The organism is Ruegeria sp. E8, from assembly GCF_056533985.1.
In genome coordinates this window covers 15,533-31,065 of the sequence record NZ_JBQFOY010000003.1, presented here as the reverse complement: position 1 = coordinate 31,065, position 15,533 = coordinate 15,533, and the positions used below count along the sequence as shown (strand labels likewise).

General features: G+C 56.1%; 12 protein-coding genes. 5 read left to right on the top strand and 7 right to left on the bottom strand.

Annotated elements, in window-relative coordinates; genetic code table 11:
* Window positions 1-131: 131 nt before the first annotated feature.
* Both ACR0LF_RS05450 and ACR0LF_RS05445 read left to right on the top strand, forming a co-directional pair.
* The gene (locus ACR0LF_RS05450) at window positions 132-962 is read left to right on the top strand and encodes a peptidyl-prolyl cis-trans isomerase (RefSeq protein WP_480580011.1); all 831 of its coding nucleotides are present in this window, start codon (window positions 132-134) and stop codon (window positions 960-962) included.
* Complete coding sequence (locus ACR0LF_RS05445; RefSeq protein ID WP_480856094.1) at window positions 959-1,948, top strand: HupE/UreJ family protein; 990 nt, start codon at window positions 959-961, stop codon at window positions 1,946-1,948. Before ACR0LF_RS05450 ends, ACR0LF_RS05445 begins: the two co-directional genes overlap by 4 nt.
* Window positions 1,949-1,971: 23 nt before the next feature.
* Here the strand turns inward: ACR0LF_RS05445 and ACR0LF_RS05440 are convergent, their stop codons facing one another.
* Window positions 1,972-3,843 (bottom strand): DUF3604 domain-containing protein, encoded by a 1,872-nt coding sequence (locus ACR0LF_RS05440; RefSeq protein ID WP_480580370.1) that lies wholly within the window; start codon window positions 3,841-3,843, stop codon window positions 1,972-1,974.
* Between the two features lie 726 nt (window positions 3,844-4,569).
* Between ACR0LF_RS05440 and ACR0LF_RS05435 the strand changes: the two genes are divergently transcribed.
* From ACR0LF_RS05435 to ACR0LF_RS05425, 3 genes are all read left to right on the top strand, one after another.
* Entirely contained in the window at window positions 4,570-4,752 is a 183-nt protein-coding gene (locus ACR0LF_RS05435; RefSeq protein WP_480580002.1) for a hypothetical protein, read from the top strand.
* Window positions 4,753-4,907: 155 nt separating this feature from the next.
* On the top strand, window positions 4,908-6,509 hold the full coding sequence (locus ACR0LF_RS05430) for an ABC transporter substrate-binding protein (protein ID WP_480579999.1): 1,602 nt from the start codon (window positions 4,908-4,910) through the stop codon (window positions 6,507-6,509).
* Window positions 6,510-6,592: 83 nt separating this feature from the next.
* Window positions 6,593-8,068 carry a M81 family metallopeptidase gene (locus ACR0LF_RS05425; RefSeq protein ID WP_480579995.1) on the top strand — a complete coding sequence of 492 codons (1,476 nt, stop codon included), beginning with the start codon at window positions 6,593-6,595 and terminating at the stop codon, window positions 8,066-8,068.
* A 111-nt stretch (window positions 8,069-8,179) separates the two neighbouring features.
* On the opposite strand, the gene ACR0LF_RS05420 is transcribed toward ACR0LF_RS05425, so the two are convergent.
* From ACR0LF_RS05420 to ACR0LF_RS05395, 6 genes are all read right to left on the bottom strand, one after another.
* A complete protein-coding gene (locus tag ACR0LF_RS05420) occupies window positions 8,180-9,241 on the bottom strand; it encodes an ABC transporter ATP-binding protein (RefSeq protein ID WP_480579992.1) in 1,062 nt (353 codons plus the stop codon).
* Window positions 9,241-10,488, bottom strand: a complete 1,248-nt coding sequence (locus tag ACR0LF_RS05415; protein ID WP_480579989.1) for an MGH1-like glycoside hydrolase domain-containing protein — start codon at window positions 10,486-10,488, stop codon at window positions 9,241-9,243. The genes ACR0LF_RS05420 and ACR0LF_RS05415 overlap by 1 nt, the downstream gene beginning before the upstream one ends.
* A 5-nt stretch (window positions 10,489-10,493) precedes the next feature.
* On the bottom strand, window positions 10,494-11,702 hold the full coding sequence (locus ACR0LF_RS05410; RefSeq protein WP_480579986.1) for a carbohydrate ABC transporter permease: 1,209 nt from the start codon (window positions 11,700-11,702) through the stop codon (window positions 10,494-10,496).
* The gene (locus tag ACR0LF_RS05405) at window positions 11,702-12,934 is read right to left on the bottom strand and encodes a carbohydrate ABC transporter permease (protein WP_480579983.1); all 1,233 of its coding nucleotides are present in this window, start codon (window positions 12,932-12,934) and stop codon (window positions 11,702-11,704) included. The genes ACR0LF_RS05410 and ACR0LF_RS05405 overlap by 1 nt, the downstream gene beginning before the upstream one ends.
* Before the next feature lie 65 nt (window positions 12,935-12,999).
* A complete protein-coding gene (locus ACR0LF_RS05400) occupies window positions 13,000-14,355 on the bottom strand; it encodes an ABC transporter substrate-binding protein (protein WP_480579980.1) in 1,356 nt (451 codons plus the stop codon).
* Entirely contained in the window at window positions 14,352-15,512 is a 1,161-nt protein-coding gene (locus ACR0LF_RS05395; RefSeq protein ID WP_480579977.1) for a LacI family DNA-binding transcriptional regulator, read from the bottom strand. The genes ACR0LF_RS05400 and ACR0LF_RS05395 overlap by 4 nt, the downstream gene beginning before the upstream one ends.
* Between the last annotated feature and the right edge of the window lie 21 nt (window positions 15,513-15,533).

The window sequence follows — 15,533 nt, the reverse complement described above, 5'->3', positions numbered from 1 at the left end:
AGGTAGTGACTGCTACCTCGGTAGCTGCACCAAACTTCCGCAGCGCACGTGCGCCCTTTTCTTGCGTAACCTTATCCGATGATGCCAGCATCTATACGTAGAACCAAAGAGCGTTTTACGCAGGAGATTTCATGCGATTACTGAAAGAACCTCTGTTCCACTTTTTCTTGATTGGAGCAGCTATTTTCATTTGTTTTCATATAGTTGCGCCAGAAAACGAGGTAACCGAAAACCTCGAGACGATCGTAATCGACGAAGATGATGTGGCGCTATTGTCTACTCAGTTTGAAGCAAGGTGGAAACGTCAGCCAAGTGATGATGAGCTTCAAGCTTTGATCGATGCGTCTATTCGTGAAGAGGTCTTGGTCAGAGAGGCCAGAAAGCTTGGCCTTGATCGTGGGGATAGTGTGATCCGGTCTCGGCTGAGTCAAAAGATGGATTTTCTGACTGAAGCCATCGCAACATCCGTTGTCCCAGAAGACGAAGACTTGGAGGCGTTTCTTCAGCAAAACCCTGACCGCTACGCAACGCCTGACAAACTGGCTTTCACTCAGGTTTTTCTCGGTGAAAAGCCAAGTGAGGCGGGAATTGAAAGGGCACTGACCGCCCTGAATGAAAAGCAAGACCTCTCGGATGTGGCGGTCTCGAGTCTGCTGCCCGCCTCAATGCCCTTGACCGCGACCAGAGTAATCGACTCGGTCTTTGGTGCCGGGTTTTCCAAGGGTCTCGCCAAGATCGAGACAGGTCGGTGGGACGGGCCGGTCCAGTCGGGATACGGGGTCCATCTTGTTCGCGTGAACGCAGTTGAGCCCAGTCAAACACCGCCTCTGGCTGAAATTCGCGATGCCGTGCTGCGGGATTGGCGGCGTGTCATGAGCGAAGACCTGTCGCAGGCGCAATATGAAACGCTCGCTGAAGGCTACGATATTGTGGCACCCGATCTCTCGGGCTATTCCAAATGAGAGCTTTGATCTGTCTATTGTTTGCGCTGTTGTTTGCGTGGCCCGCAAGCACCGCCACAGCACATGCGCTTGATCCGGGATACTTGGAACTTCATCAAATCGCGCCCAATACATGGAGCGTTCACTGGCGAAAACCAGATGTGAATGGTCAACCGATGGCGATTGATGCGGTATTGCCAGATAGCTGCGTTCCGGCGCACGGCCCTGATCCAGTTTCCGACGGTCGAGCGTGGGTTTCGTCCTGGGTCGTTGAGTGCCCCGAGGATATCGCAGGTCAATCTGTTGCCATCGTGGGGTTGGAGACCCAAAGGAACGATGTATTGGTACGCTTGCACCCACTAGGCGCTGAGCCCGCGACGCTGCGATTTACTCCGGACGAGACCATTCAAACCATACCCTCAGAACCGTCAACATGGTCCGTTTTTGCCGCTTATTTCCAGCTGGGATTTGAGCACATACTGGAAGGCTGGGATCACCTGCTTTTTGTCTTTGCACTTTTTATTCTGGTCCGCGATCCGTGGAGGTTAGTAGGGGCTGTAACGGCATTCACACTCGCGCATTCGATAACCCTGGGACTGGCGACCTTTGGTGTTCTGAACGTTCCCGGCCCACCGGTTGAGGCCGTTATTGCTCTGTCTATTGTTTTCCTGGCGATGGAGATTGTCAAAGGCGGCGAGGGCCAGTTTCGGCTCTCAAAACAGAAGCCCTGGATCGTTTGTTTCGGGTTTGGGCTTTTGCACGGTCTTGGTTTTGCGGGGGCTTTGTCCGATATTGGACTGCCTTCAAACGATATTCCAGCTGCCTTGCTTGCCTTCAACCTCGGCGTCGAAGCCGGGCAGTTGAGTTTCATCGCCGCGTTGGCGCTTGTTTTGGCAATCTGGCGCAGGATTTCCCTTCCGACAGGTCGAAGCCCGACCGTGCTGACCGCTTATGGCATCGGTTCTATATCAATGTATTGGCTCATCGAGCGCATAAGCGGATTCTGACGGTTACAATCAGAGCCAGCAAATCACTCAACCGGAGTGTACCAAATAGGTGAGGTATATGCGCGATCGACGACCTGCATCTCGGTACCTTCTGGCATATCAACGCCGAAGAACTTGGCGTCGTACGCTGTCCACCGGGGTTTCGGTATCTCAAGAACGCGTACGTAGTACATGGCGCGTTCAGAAGGCGCGAATTCCGGATCAACCCAGTAACCGCCCAAAGCGGCGTCTCCTATCGTGTTGGAATAGGTGGCTTCGGCAACGTTAACTGTGTTGCCAACATCACCGTCACATTGGTTTTCAACAATCGCGCGTCCGTCTGCGCATACAACATCCCAAATTTTTTCCTTGGGTTGACCTTCGTTGTCTACCCAACCCTTCACGATCTGAACCCGGTCCAGATTGGCCCCATCGGGATCGCGAAGCGCTCGGATCAGGAATGATGGCGCTTTGGATCCTTCGGGTTGTGGTCGCAGGTCACCGCCCATCGGCACCCCGCGCGCATACCCCTGAGCGGCGAAGTCCGGCAAAAGCGCCTCTTCTTCCGTGAAGTCCCAGCCACCGAAGACGCGGACACGAATACGCGATCCGGTTGTCCCGAACACTTCCTTACGACTCATCGCGTCGAACAGAGCTTCGCGCGTGTTTTCTTTGGCCCATACGCCAGCGAGCCCTGCCGCCGAAAGTTCTGAGGCATTGATATTGAGCGCCGGGTCTTCTCCCTGGATCAGAACATCTTCAAACCGGTTTGCTGCAGGTTCGACGATATGCGCCTTGCCAAACCAATTGTCCTCGCGACTGGTCGGCAGGGCCGTATGATTGTCCGTGGCACCGATCATGCCAAACTTGAACGGATTGGCCCCTAACCGGGCTTCATAGGAAAGACCCCGGATCAACGCGGGACGTGCGTATTCACGCGGCAGCATGTCAGGTGTCTTTGCTGCCGAGCCGGTAATGTTTCCTTTGTCCAAAAGTTCCTGGCCCGCGAATTCATCTTCCGGTGACAACATGGGATGTGCCTCACCCGTGCCTTTGGCTTGTGTCATCTCATAAAGCGGTTCCCAACGCATCCGGCGTTTGGCATAGTTTTCATCCAGCGGCGCGCCTGACAGTGTCACATCGTCGAACATAAAGCCGTTGGACAGGTTGCCATTATGAGGGATCGCAAGCATCGAGCCTCCGGTGGCATCCTCATAGGCTTGCATGTATTCCCAGAGTTTTTCCGGGTCATCGCTGTCAAAAGTCGACATCGGCAACACATTCATTGCGCGTGTTTTGTCGTCCCGAAAGATCACGACCCTGTGCAGGTTGTTGCCCTGCGGTTGGGACGTCCATTCGAAACCAATGAACGCTGTGAAAACACCGGGATCATTGTAGTGGTCGGCATTGGATGTCGCTGTATCCCATGCAAGTCGCTGCATTTTTATGCTGCCAATTCCATCAACGTTTTGCGCGGCAAGGCGGATCCAGTCGATGAAGGCATCGTAACCGTTTCCTGACTTGACCAACTGGTACCATTCGCGACCCTTTTCGGTTTCCTGAACAATTGGCGAATCCTGCCGGATAAACTCTGCAAGGCCAAAGTTTTCCGCATGATCGGCGAGAACGATGAAATCCAGCGGACGACGCAATTTGACCGGGTATCCAAGATGGCTGACGACCTGCTCTCCGCGGGAAAACCGGTAGGCGGTGTCTGGCCCCAGCGTGGCGCCAGCCATTCCAGCATCGGTGGACCAAGACGAGTGGAGGTGAGTATCGCCAAAGTAAACGTTTTGGGGGAAGGTTTGACCCGAAAAAGGTGAATACGACTCGGCAACAGTTGTATTCGGCCCCTCAGGAGGTCGAATGTCCTGCGAAAAAACTGCAGAGCCAGTCAAAAGTACTACGGCAGTCATTCCACCAAACAGGTTTTTCATTGAAGCCTCTCCCCATATCGACTTGGAAGGCCATTCGCCGGGTTAACCCGCACTGGTTTCCAAGTAATTGAAAACATATCGCAATATTAGCATAAACGGAATGAAACTGGAATTCGCAGTACCCTGTTCGTAGTGTCTCTCAAGCTACTGTCCTTGTTCAGTTTCCGAATTCAGATGTCGGCGCGTTCTGATGTCGATCTTTGAACTGTTCAGATCGACAATTCCACATCGTGAAAACAATTCACGAACCGATCTATAATTTTCCGCTTTTTTCCAAACAACTGGCGACGACGCCGGGACGCGGCCGGACAGGGAGGCTAAGTATGACATCGTCCCAAACAAGAACCTGGATTTGTCGCGGTGGGGTTTGTTTAGAATATACAAACTCAGCGGTGCGTCCGGCCCGCGTTCAGTATCGAAGACAAACAATTGCCCCGCGCGATAGGCCGCTTTCCCATCACATCTGGTCCAGCGCCGCGCAGTAGAGTTCCAACCCCTGAGGGCTTCGACAATCCGACTGTAAACAATCCCGTTTCGCTCATCCAAAAACGCGACATTGACGATGGCCTTGGTCGGATCGTTGGGCGCCCGAAAGAACACTTGATAAGACCCCAGAAATGGGCGCAGTCTCTGCAAGTCCCCGGGAAACACATCTGTCAAAGGATCGCGCCTACGGTCAGCCTCGGTTTTAGCGAGTTGAGTGGCATGGCGGCGCAGGTTCTCCGGATCACCCAGAAGAATGTGTTCCTCGATACCGAAAAACCGACTGATGCGGCGAAGGTTGTTGGGCGACGGAACGCTGCGACCACTGAGGTATTTGGCGAATTGCTGATGATTGATCCCGATATCCCGACACACCGAAGCAACCGAGGGGTGATCCGCGCATAAGTGGCGAAGGTTGATGGCAAAGTCGTTTTGCATCGGTCGGGTCTCAATCTTTGAGCTTAAACTCGCTAAAGAAAGCATAATGTAGCGTTATTGTTAACCCCATTCCGCCGGGCAATCCTTGAGGCAACAGGTCTATTCCCAAGGGAGGTCAATCAATGGATAAGCTTCAGTATCTGCGTCAGATGGAACAGCGACTGCAATTGCGTCAGGTGGATCGTCGCCAGTTCATGCGCGGTGTGTTGGCAACGGGCATGACGGTGAGCGCGGCGACGTTACTTGCTGATCGGGCTGTTGCGGCCACGCCCAAAAAGGGCGGAAGCATGGTGGCCGGGATCGGCCATGGCGGGTCGACCGAGCATCTGGATCCGGGTCAGATTGCGGCCGGCTTCCTGATCCCCCTGAGCCTTGGCACGAACGGTTTCCTCACGGCAATTGACGCCGATAGCAATGTGCAACCGTCCATCGCGCAGTCCTGGGAGGCTTCGCCAGATGCATCTGTCTGGACTTTTGAATTGCGCGACGGCGTGGAGTTTCACAATGGCCGCAGCGTGACGGCCGAAGATGTCATTGCGTCAATCAACTATCACCGTGGTGAAAAGTCGACCTCGACCGGGGCGCCGCTGCTGGCTGGGGTCAAGGCACTGCGCACGGATGGGCCGCGAACCATAGTTTTCGAGCTGGAAGGCGGGAATGCAGATTTCCCTGCCATTCTGAGCGACTATCGTTTCGCCATCCTACCGGCAGAGGGTGACAGTATCGACTGGCAATCCGGCATCGGGTGCGGTGCGTATCAACTGAAGGATTTTCAGCCGGGTATCTCGGCCGATCTGGTGCGTCACGCAAACCACTGGAACCCGGATGTGGCGCATGTGGACGAATGGAAACTGTTGGTGATTTTGGACACCACCGCGCGCATGTCAGCTCTGTCCGCCGGAACGGTCGATATCGTGGATAAGGTTGACCCCAAGACGGCCAGGTTTATTTCCCGCGATCCGAATGTGACGTTGCACTCTGTCGCCGGTACGCAGCACTACTCGTTCCCGATGCTGACCAATGCCGCGCCGTTTGACGACAACAACACCCGGCAGGCGATCAAATGGGGTATCGATCGGCAGGAGTTGGTGGACAAGATCTTGCTTGGTTACGGGCAGGTCGGAAACGACCATCCGATCGGATCGGGCCAGAAGTATTTCAATGCCGAGTTGGAGCAAAAGACCTTCGACCCGGACAAGGCGAAATTCTATCTGAAGCAGGCCGGGCTGGACACGCTAGATGTAGAACTGTCCACTTCCGACGCCGCTTTCCCGGGTGCCGTGGATGCTGCCACGCTGATTTCGAATTCGGCCGGGAAATGTGGGATCAACGTCACCGTAAAGCGCGAACCCAATGATGGTTATTGGTCCGAGGTCTGGAAGAAAAAGCCATGGTGCGCCAGCTATTGGGCCGGTCGCCCGGTCGAGGATCTTATGTTCTCGATGGCGTTCCAGTCCGGGGTCGCTTGGAACGAATCCTTCTGGTCGCATGAAAAGTTCGACAAGATTCTGGTCGAGGCACGGGCTGAGCTGGATACCGATAAGCGCCGTAAGATGTATGGTGAAATGCAGGATATTGTTGCGAACCAGGGTGGCGTCGCGATCCCGATGTTCGCCTCTTACGTCTTTGCCACACGACCAAGTGTCGGCACGCCTGAAAAATTTGGCTCGAACCTGGATCTGGATGGCAGCAGTTTCATGGAACGCTGGTGGAAAGCTGAATAAATCAGCCGAAAGATGTTAGCATTGTTCATGATCAGGGGATGGCCTGCTGGGTCATCCCCCGACCTGTCCGGGATAGTGATTTTATGAAACTCTTCATTGCCACCTTGTCGACCGAAACCAACACTTATTGCACCATGCCGACCGCGATGTCGGGGTTTGAGGAGTATTTTCTCCGCCACGGTACCGCCACGCAGGAGCCGCCAAACCTGATGACCGAGGCGCTGCATGTCTGGCGCGAAAGGGCCGAAGCCCTGGGGTGGGAGGTTATCGAAAGTCTGACAGCCATTGCCGAACCTGCGGGTCCGACCATCCGCAGCTGCTATGATGCGTTGAGTGGCGAGATCCTGTCTGAACTAGCAGCTTGCGATGGCGCAGATATCATTCTTCTGCAATTGCACGGTGCAATGGTGGCCGAGCATATCGAGGATTGCGAAGGCGACATTCTTGCACGCGCCCGTGCCGCTTGTCCTGAGGCGACAATCGGCGTTTCGCTGGACCTGCACAGTCACTTGACGGACAAGATGCTCAAGGCCGCCGATCTGATTGTGCATTTCCGGGAATATCCACATGACGATGCCACAGCCTGCGCGATTGAGTTGTTCGATCTGGCCTACCGCGCTCATAAGGGCGAAATCACGCCTCAAATGGCGTTTTTTGACACCCGCATGGTGAACCTCTACCTGACCAAAGAAGGGGCTATGAAGGATTTCGTGGCTGAGATGGCCGAGGCCGAGGCGCAAGACGGGGTCCTTTCGGTTTCGCTCAGCCATGGGTTTCCCTGGGGTGATGTCGAAGACGTTGGCGCGCGTATGCTGGTCATTACGGATAACGACCCGCATCTGGCAATGCGGTTGGCCGAGAAACTTGGTCGCAGGTTTTTTGACCTGCGCGACAAGGTGACCAAGGCATATTTGCCGATGTCTGATGCTTTGGATCAAGTCGGAACACAGGATGGGCTAAGTGTTCTGGCGGATATGGGCGACAATTCAGGCGGTGGGGCCCCGGGTGATGCCACGCATCTGCTGGTCGTAATGCTGGAACGCGGCATGACCAACTTTGCCAGTGGTTTGTTCTGGGATCCGGGTGTTGTCCGGATCTGTCGGGATGCAGGTGTCGGCAGCACACTGACCTTGCGGCTTGGTGGTAAGACCGCGGCGGTTTCGGGTGATCCGATTGACCTGACCGCGAAGGTCATGAATATCGTTACAGGTCTGGGTCAGCATTTGGGTACTGGTCTGGAGCCTATGGGATGTGTTGTTTGGCTGCGGATGGAGGGCGAGATCGACTTGCTGGTCAACGATCTGCGGGTGCAGGTTTATCACCCAGAAGCGTTCGAACAGATCGGTGTAAATCTGGCTGATAAGTCAGCCGTCGCGGTGAAGTCCCTTTTCCATTTCTATGGTCCATTCAGCCAAATCTCGGACCACATCCTTCAAGTGGCCAGCCCAGGTGGAACCCAGCCGGATTTTCGAAATGTCGATCTGCGCAAACGAAAACTTCCGTTTTGGCCTGTGACAGATCAGCCATTTGCAGATGAATACCTGTCCGACACCGGCTGATGTCCTAACGACCCGCGTGAATTGAGGTTGGATTTATCGGTACGCTAAAAAAGAAACGCCAGCCCGGCCCATCGCCTTCGGAGCGGGCCGGACTTGAGGATTACGCTGCGTTTACCCTTGATGTTCGGTCAAAGACTGTCCTTCAGCATCAAAGAAGTGCACTTTGTCGGGGGGGAAGACCATGCCAATGCTTTCTCCGCTTTTCAGATCAGTGTCCCCATTCAGACGTACGGTGACCCGCTCTTCATTTCCGCAATCGACAATCAGGAACGAGTCGGCCCCCAGATACTCGACGACTTCGATTGTCCCATCCGTCTGACCGGCACCCGGCTCTGCGATTTCAATATGTTCAGGGCGAACGCCGACGTGAATTGCCTCACCGGTCAGGGGGAAGCCGCCAGATCCGCCATTGTCCAGATGATATGAACCGTCCCGTGTCGCACATGGCAGGATATTCATTTTCGGACTTCCGATAAACTGGGCAACAAACAGGTTGGCCGGGCGTTCATAAAGCTCACGTGGTGTGCCCACCTGAGCGATTTTGCCGTATTCCAGTACGACGATCCGATCCGCCAGCGTCATTGCCTCGACCTGATCATGTGTCACGTAGATCATCGTGCGTTTCAGGTTCTGGTGCAGTTTTGCGATTTCATATCGCATTTCTACGCGCAGGGCGGCATCCAGATTCGAAAGCGGCTCATCAAACAGAAAGGCCGTGGGATCGCGTACGATCGAGCGCCCGATGGCAACGCGCTGGCGCTGCCCTCCTGACAGGTCCTTGGGCCGACGTTCCAGAAACGGCTCCAGCTTCAGAACTTCAGCGGCCTTTCCGACCTGCTCCTGAATGTCAGCCTTGGGTACGCCTGCGACCTTGAGCGAGAAGCCCATGTTTTCAGCTACAGTCAAATGCGGATAAAGCGCATAGGATTGGAAAACCATCGTCAGCCCGCGTTTGGATGGCGGGTGATCGGTGACATCATCGTCGTTGATCAGAAGCGCGCCGCGCGAAATGTCTTCCAGCCCGCCAATCATGCGAAGGAGAGTAGACTTCCCGCAGCCCGACGGGCCGACAAAGACGACAAATTCGCCCTCTTTGACCTTGAGATCGACGCCTTTGATGACCTGAGCGCTGCCGAACCACTTTTCGACGCCTTTGAGTTCTATACTGCCCATCAGTTCCTCCCAGCCCAATGCAGCCAGACAGCGGCCGTCCAGGTGAATGCCTTTCCGCCTGCGGGGCTGCCGTTTATCGGGTCGAAATATTCGGCGAAGCCGAAGGTTGAGATTAGATCAGCGGTTTTGCAACGTAGCAACTCGGCCTCTTCCTTGTGACCCATTTCGTCCAGCCCGAACCCTGCCAACATGTTCATGATCGCCCAGCTTGGCCCCCGCCAATATCGGCGAGGATCGAAACCCGACATTGAAGGATCATAGCTTGGGAAAGGGTACGGGACGGTTTTCAGAACGGATCGGGCGCGCCGCAACATGCCCTCAGAGTCCACACCCGCGTACCAGCACAAGTAAGACGCGTTCGAAACGCTGCCTGCCCATTCGCCGGTATGGGCGTCGCGTGAATCAAAGGAGTCCAGATCATCGTTCCAAAGCGATTGCGCTCCGGCTTCCAGTTTTGCGATGTCCTCCTTCAGGCCGTCGGCAGGCAAATCCAATGTCTTGCTGGCGACCAACAGATCCCTCGCCGCGCGCAATGTGGTGAACGACATGGTCGGATCGGCAACCCGGAACGGGTTTTCGTCAAGCAGCTTCTGCTGATCCCATTTCACGTTCCGCCCAATCTGTACCAGCTTGATATAGCGGTCATAGTCGTACTTTGTCGGGCGGTCTTCACTGTTCACATGCGTTGTGTCACGGCGCTGATATTCCCCTACGTCCGAGGCGTCCATCCGCGCCATCGTGTTGTCCCAATCCGGCGCATTGTCACGGCCAGCCTCCCAGGGATGCGTGGTGCAGACCGCACCACGGTCATCCAGACGCCACTTCATGATCCACCGATGCCAGGCCAGCAACGCCGGAAACAGAGCGCGCATGCGGGTCTCACCAGCTTCGGGGTCTTTTTCCCAGATCTTCCGGGCCATGGTTGCAGCAATCGGTGGCTGGATAATGCCAGAGGACGGAATGGGCCCGTCGCAACCCCAGACGTCAGGGCCAGGGAAGTAACCCTCATCCTGTTGGTGGAACAGGATATGGGGTACCATACCGTCATCCCATTGGCCCGAGAACAACGTCTCGATTTCGATCCACGCGCGGTCGATGTCAAACTCGGCAAAGCCAAGCGCGGCGATGGCGCTGTCCCAGTTCCATTGGTATGGGTACAGCCCTTCGGTTGGGATCGTGTAGCCGTCGCGATCATTGGCGATCAGGATATTGCGCGCCTCGCGGTCTGGGTTTGTGAGTTGGTTCATCTCGGTCATCCTTTGACAGACCCCGCTGTGAGGCCTTTGGTCATGAAACGTTCAAGCCCCAGGAACAGCGCCATGATCGGGACGGTGGCGATCACCGCACCGGCCATCAGGTGCTGTCGGGGAATTTCCGAAGAGTTCAGCATCGTTACCCCTCGGGTCAGGGTGAATTTCGACGGGTCGTCCAGCAGCATGAAGGCCAGCAGGAACTCGTTCCAAGCGATCATGAAGACATAGAGCGAGACCGACGCAAGCGCTGGCAGGCTGAGGGGCAGGGTGATCTTCCAGATCACCGCGAGACGCGACAGGCCATCCATCAGACCCGCCTCTTCGACCTCGGTTGGAAGGCCGCGGAAGTAACCCTGAAGCATATACAGCGCGACCGGGATCGTCGTCACCGGATAGATCATCACAATGCCAAGGATCGAGTTGCGCAAGCCGGTCAGCGAGAAAGCGATATAGATCGGCAGCGCCAGAACGATCATTGGCACCATGTAGATCAGTAGGATCGAGCGTGAGAACGCCTTTTGCCCTTTGAACCGAAAGCGTGCCACGGCATAGGCACCGGGAACGCTGAACAGCAGGGTGATAAAGACCGTCAGGACCGAAACATAGAGAGAGGTCCACAGATAGGTGCCGAAATTGAAATCCCGGAACAGTTCCGTGTAGCTGCGGAATAACGCCCAGCCCTGCGAAAGGTCCACCGAGAAATCCAGAGGGTTTTGCAACAACGCCTGTTGCGATTTCAGGCTGGTCATCACCATCACATAGAAGGGTATGACAACAATGGCGGTGAAGAAGATGTAACCGAACCCGGTACAGAACCGGATCACCGCGTCCTCGTATTCGTGGCGGGTGAGTGTACCGAACGGCAGCTCCTTCAGAATTTCCGCCATCGAAAGATGCATTACCACGGCCATGGCGATGACGGTGATCATCGTCGCCTGCAACGTGGTGTCCGAGCCAACCAGAACCGGGCCAAAACCGGTCAGGCAGGACAGGCCCAGCAGCGCCGTCACGCCCTGGCGTGCCGGGGCAAGACGGGCCGGAAATCGGACGTAGGCCAGACCAGCCACCGCCCCCCATATCAGGCTCATCAGGACCTGCGGGCGAAATGCTGCGCCCGTCGCGAAGGACATGGTTACAGCGATGGTTGTAGATATTACAACCAGCCAAAGTGCTCCCAGAACCGGACCGGTGACAAAACCATTGCGCATCACAGACCCTCCTCACGGCTGATGAAGCGGAAGAAGACAAAGCTGAAAGTGATCAGGCACATCAGGATCACAACGGCCACAGCCGCGCCTGCACCGATGTTCGAGATTGCAAAAGCCTGCTCATAGACATTCACGGTCAACGTGCGGGTGCCCGCATTGCCGCCGGTTAGCAGGAAAATGTCGTCGAACTTGTTGAACGTCCATATAAAACGCAGCAGGAACAGCACCGAAAGGATACCCAACAACTGCGGGATGCTCAGCAGCCAGAACTTCTGGAAGGGTGAAGCCCCGTCCATATCCGCCGCCTCGTACATGCTGGAGTCGATGGACTGCATTCGCGCCAGAATGAACAAGAAGGAAAGCGGGAAATAGCGCCAGATCTCGAACACTGTCACCATGATCAGCGCCAGTGGACGTTCGCCGAAGAAATTGATCGGATCGTTGCTCAACCCCATCTGCACCAGCAGCGCGTTTGCTGAGCCCGAGAACGGATCAAACAGCGTGACCCAGGTGAAGGCTACGGCGATTACGGGCGCGACATACGGGAATAAATAAAGGCCCCGGATGAACCCCTGACCTTTGAAGCTTTTGTTCAGCAACAGGGCAGCAAACAGGCCCATGACCAGAGCGCCGATTGTACCGAAGACAGTATAGAACAAGGTGACCCAGAGAACGCCCCAGAATTCCGATCCGTCAAAGACGCGCGCGAAGTTTTCCAGACTGAATTCCAGATTGGTCAGAATGTTCGGACCACTGCCAGTGATATCCGGTTCAGAACCCTCCACCAGATCCTCAAACGCGTCCTTGTCGCCATCCAATGTGACCGGAATGCGAATGCGTTCGCGCTGGCCGCCTTTCAACGTTCCGAAATCGCAGAACAGGTCTTGCCCTTCCAAAATGCAAGGGGCGGTGACATCAACTGCGGTGACTCCATCTGGCAGTACGTCGCTAAGGGTCACGCCCTCGACTGCGATTTCCTGACTGGAGTTGCGCAACCGGTATTCGATCCGAAGATCGTCGCCCGAACCGCGTAGGCTTTCACGTACGACGGGTGCAGGCGGGCGCAGGTCGGACAGCGTGAAGGGTTTGAAGCTGATCCAGATAATCGCCAGCAACGGCAGGATAACAACCAGCGACACGCTGATGATTGTAGGAGCCAGCAGCGCCCAGGCCAATCGCGCCTCGCGTTTGGCTAGGGCCCCTGTTCCGGTCGGTGGGGTGGCCGAAGTCATGGGGTACCTCGAAGGGTTGGGTGCAACGGCGCGAACGCCGCTGTAGATGCCAGAGAGAGGTCGCGTTACTCGACCTTGGCGAGTTCGTCGTTCATGGCTGCAACTGCGGCTGCGGCATCAATTTCACCGTCGATGTACTGACGGACGACGCGGTTGATTGCCTGGCTGTTGATCATCTTCGACGCCAGCGCCAACTGACCCTCGGCGACACCCCAGCGCTGGGCGACGTCCAGACCGCCGACGATTTCATCGATCATCGCCTGCTCATAAAGATCACCCAGTGGCGCTTTGCGGTCGACACCAACGGGGAGCTCTGCCCACGCTTCTGCGAAAGCGGTTGGGTTATCAGCATTGCCGCGCCGGACCGGGAACTTGCCTTCTGGCGCGATGGCCAGAGTTTGGGTGTATCCGTCATCCATGGCGAACTTCACAAAGTCGATTGCCGCATCGGTGTCCGCGTCGCTGGTGATGCCGAAATACCGAACATCGCCCCAGGCCGCTCCATCCGGGTTCGACGGGCCGGACAGTTTGGTCACGATACCGGTCTTGCTGGCCAAGTCGCGCGAGGTCGGATCGTCGTTGATGGTCGGCGGAGCGCTATCGCGCAGACCAGCCAGTTCGTCCAGAATGAAGGGCGACCAGATGATCATCGCTGCTTTGCCGTCAAAATACAGCTCTCGCGATTGCTTCCAATACAGCTCACCTGGGGGCGACGCCTTGGAGATCGCTTTGTAGAAATCCAGAACCTCGGTGGTCTTGGCCTCGTCCAGCGGCTGGAAACCGTCGGAGCCTACGGGGCTGACGCCATTGGCGAGAAAGACATGCTCCAACACCTGGCTCATAAAGTTCTCATCAACCTTGGTGGCCGAGACAAATCCGTACATTTCTGGCGGGTTATGCAGCGCTTCCAGTGCGGCCTGAATGTCGGCAAAGCTGTCCGGGGCTTCCAGACCGGCCTCATCAAACAGGTCCTTGCGATAGACCACCATCTGGGTCCAACCGTCGACCGGAACCGATGCGGTTTCACCATCAAAGGCAGCCATGGAGAGGGGGCCGGGGGCAAAGGTGTCCGCGCCAAGATCCTCGATCACTTCACTTGCGGCCCCGGTGTCCAGAATGCCCGCTTCAGCCCAAGGAAGGGCGTATTGCAGAGGGTGATAGACCACATCCGGCAGGTCACCGGCCGCAAAGGCAGCGGTGGCGCGGGTGCCCAGATCGCTTTCAGTAACCGGGATCACCTCTACCGTTGTGCCTGTTTCAACCTTGAACTGGTCGGCCATCTCTTGCTGTCTGGCCAGACGTTCTGGTTGTTCTTCAGTGGTCCAGAAACGGATCGTGTCGGCCTGCACGGACAACGCTGTCAGAGCGAGAGCCAGCGACGAGCCCAGCATAAGTCTGGCCGCTTTGGGTGTGAGTTTCATTTCAGGGTTCCTCCCAAGGTGTCTTCATTGGATTTCATGATTTTTTTCGCCAACTCCTCCGGAGTCAGAAAGGGTGGGCCGTCAGATGCACGTTCGGTCAGAGACGCCTCACCAAGTTCACGCAAAGTATCAGGGGCTTCGCCTCGGATTTGACGGATCAGCAAAGTCGCAAGACGGGCACCCGCCGCGCGGCTATCAACATTGAACGTCGTGAGGCCCGGACGCGCGTAGTGGCATTCAGGAATGCCGTCGTAGCCGATGATCGAAATGTCCTGACCGATGGTCAGACCCAGATCAGCAGCGACCGAGTAACACCCCAGCGCTGCCAGATCGGTTGCAAACACGATAGCCGTCGGTGGTCGGTCCAGCCGCAGCAGCGCCCGACTTTCCGCCGCTCCTTCTTCGCGTGTCCGTGCGCCATTCCGCACAAGCTCTGGATCGAATGGCAACCCGGCGATATCCAGCCCTTCGACATATCCGTCGCGGCGCAGATGGCTGTAGTTGAACTTCAGATCGCTGCCGACATACCCGATACGGGTATGATTGTGGCCTGCCAGTCGAAGCACTGCCTTGCGGATGGCCGTCTCGCCGGAAATATCGAACCAGGAAGTGTTTGCAGGAGGGGTAGCGCATCCATATCCGGTACGGCCATACAGAATGAACGGCACGTCCAGATGCCGAAGAAAGCGAATGCGCGCGTCGTTGACTGCGGTTCTGGGCAGGATAAATCCGTCGGCTTTATGCTCCTCAACGAGACGGGCCAGAACCTTGAGCGTGTCTTGCTCGGATCTCGCGGTTGATATCGTCATCGTCCAGTCAAAGCCACTCGCGGCCTCGCAAGCTCCGGCGAGGAATTCTTGCAGAAACGGATTGTGGCCATCCGGCTCGTCAGCGTTGAGTACCATGGCTATGGCCCGAACCCGCCCGGTTCGAATTGCCTGCGCATGGCTGAGCGGACGATACCCCAACTTACGCGCCATGGTTTCGACCCGTTTTCGAGTGGTTTCGGCAATATCCGGATACCCGTTCAATGCGCGCGAAACTGTGCTTTTCGACAGGCCAAGCCGCGCTGCGAGATCATCGATCTTCACACGACCAGACGCCTGCTGATTGTCAGGCGCAGATGTATCCAGCCGATTTGTAAGATTCGCTCTCATATCTTCATTTTTTGAGCCCGA

Excerpts from the sequence above, each read along its gene's own strand:
- ACR0LF_RS05450 (WP_480580011.1), top strand. The coding sequence starts at position 132 with ATGCGATTACTGAAAGAACCTCTGTTCCACTTTTTCTTGATTGGAGCA.
- ACR0LF_RS05445 (WP_480856094.1), top strand. The coding sequence starts at position 959 with ATGAGAGCTTTGATCTGTCTATTGTTTGCGCTGTTGTTTGCGTGGCCC.
- ACR0LF_RS05440 (WP_480580370.1), bottom strand. The coding sequence starts at position 3,843 with ATGACTGCCGTAGTACTTTTGACTGGCTCTGCAGTTTTTTCGCAGGAC.
- ACR0LF_RS05435 (WP_480580002.1), top strand. The coding sequence starts at position 4,570 with ATGGCGGCGCAGGTTCTCCGGATCACCCAGAAGAATGTGTTCCTCGAT.
- ACR0LF_RS05430 (WP_480579999.1), top strand. The coding sequence starts at position 4,908 with ATGGATAAGCTTCAGTATCTGCGTCAGATGGAACAGCGACTGCAATTG.
- ACR0LF_RS05425 (WP_480579995.1), top strand. The coding sequence starts at position 6,593 with ATGAAACTCTTCATTGCCACCTTGTCGACCGAAACCAACACTTATTGC.
- ACR0LF_RS05420 (WP_480579992.1), bottom strand. The coding sequence starts at position 9,241 with ATGGGCAGTATAGAACTCAAAGGCGTCGAAAAGTGGTTCGGCAGCGCT.
- ACR0LF_RS05415 (WP_480579989.1), bottom strand. The coding sequence starts at position 10,488 with ATGAACCAACTCACAAACCCAGACCGCGAGGCGCGCAATATCCTGATC.
- ACR0LF_RS05410 (WP_480579986.1), bottom strand. The coding sequence starts at position 11,702 with ATGCGCAATGGTTTTGTCACCGGTCCGGTTCTGGGAGCACTTTGGCTG.
- ACR0LF_RS05405 (WP_480579983.1), bottom strand. The coding sequence starts at position 12,934 with ATGACTTCGGCCACCCCACCGACCGGAACAGGGGCCCTAGCCAAACGC.
- ACR0LF_RS05400 (WP_480579980.1), bottom strand. The coding sequence starts at position 14,355 with ATGAAACTCACACCCAAAGCGGCCAGACTTATGCTGGGCTCGTCGCTG.
- ACR0LF_RS05395 (WP_480579977.1), bottom strand. The coding sequence starts at position 15,512 with ATGAGAGCGAATCTTACAAATCGGCTGGATACATCTGCGCCTGACAAT.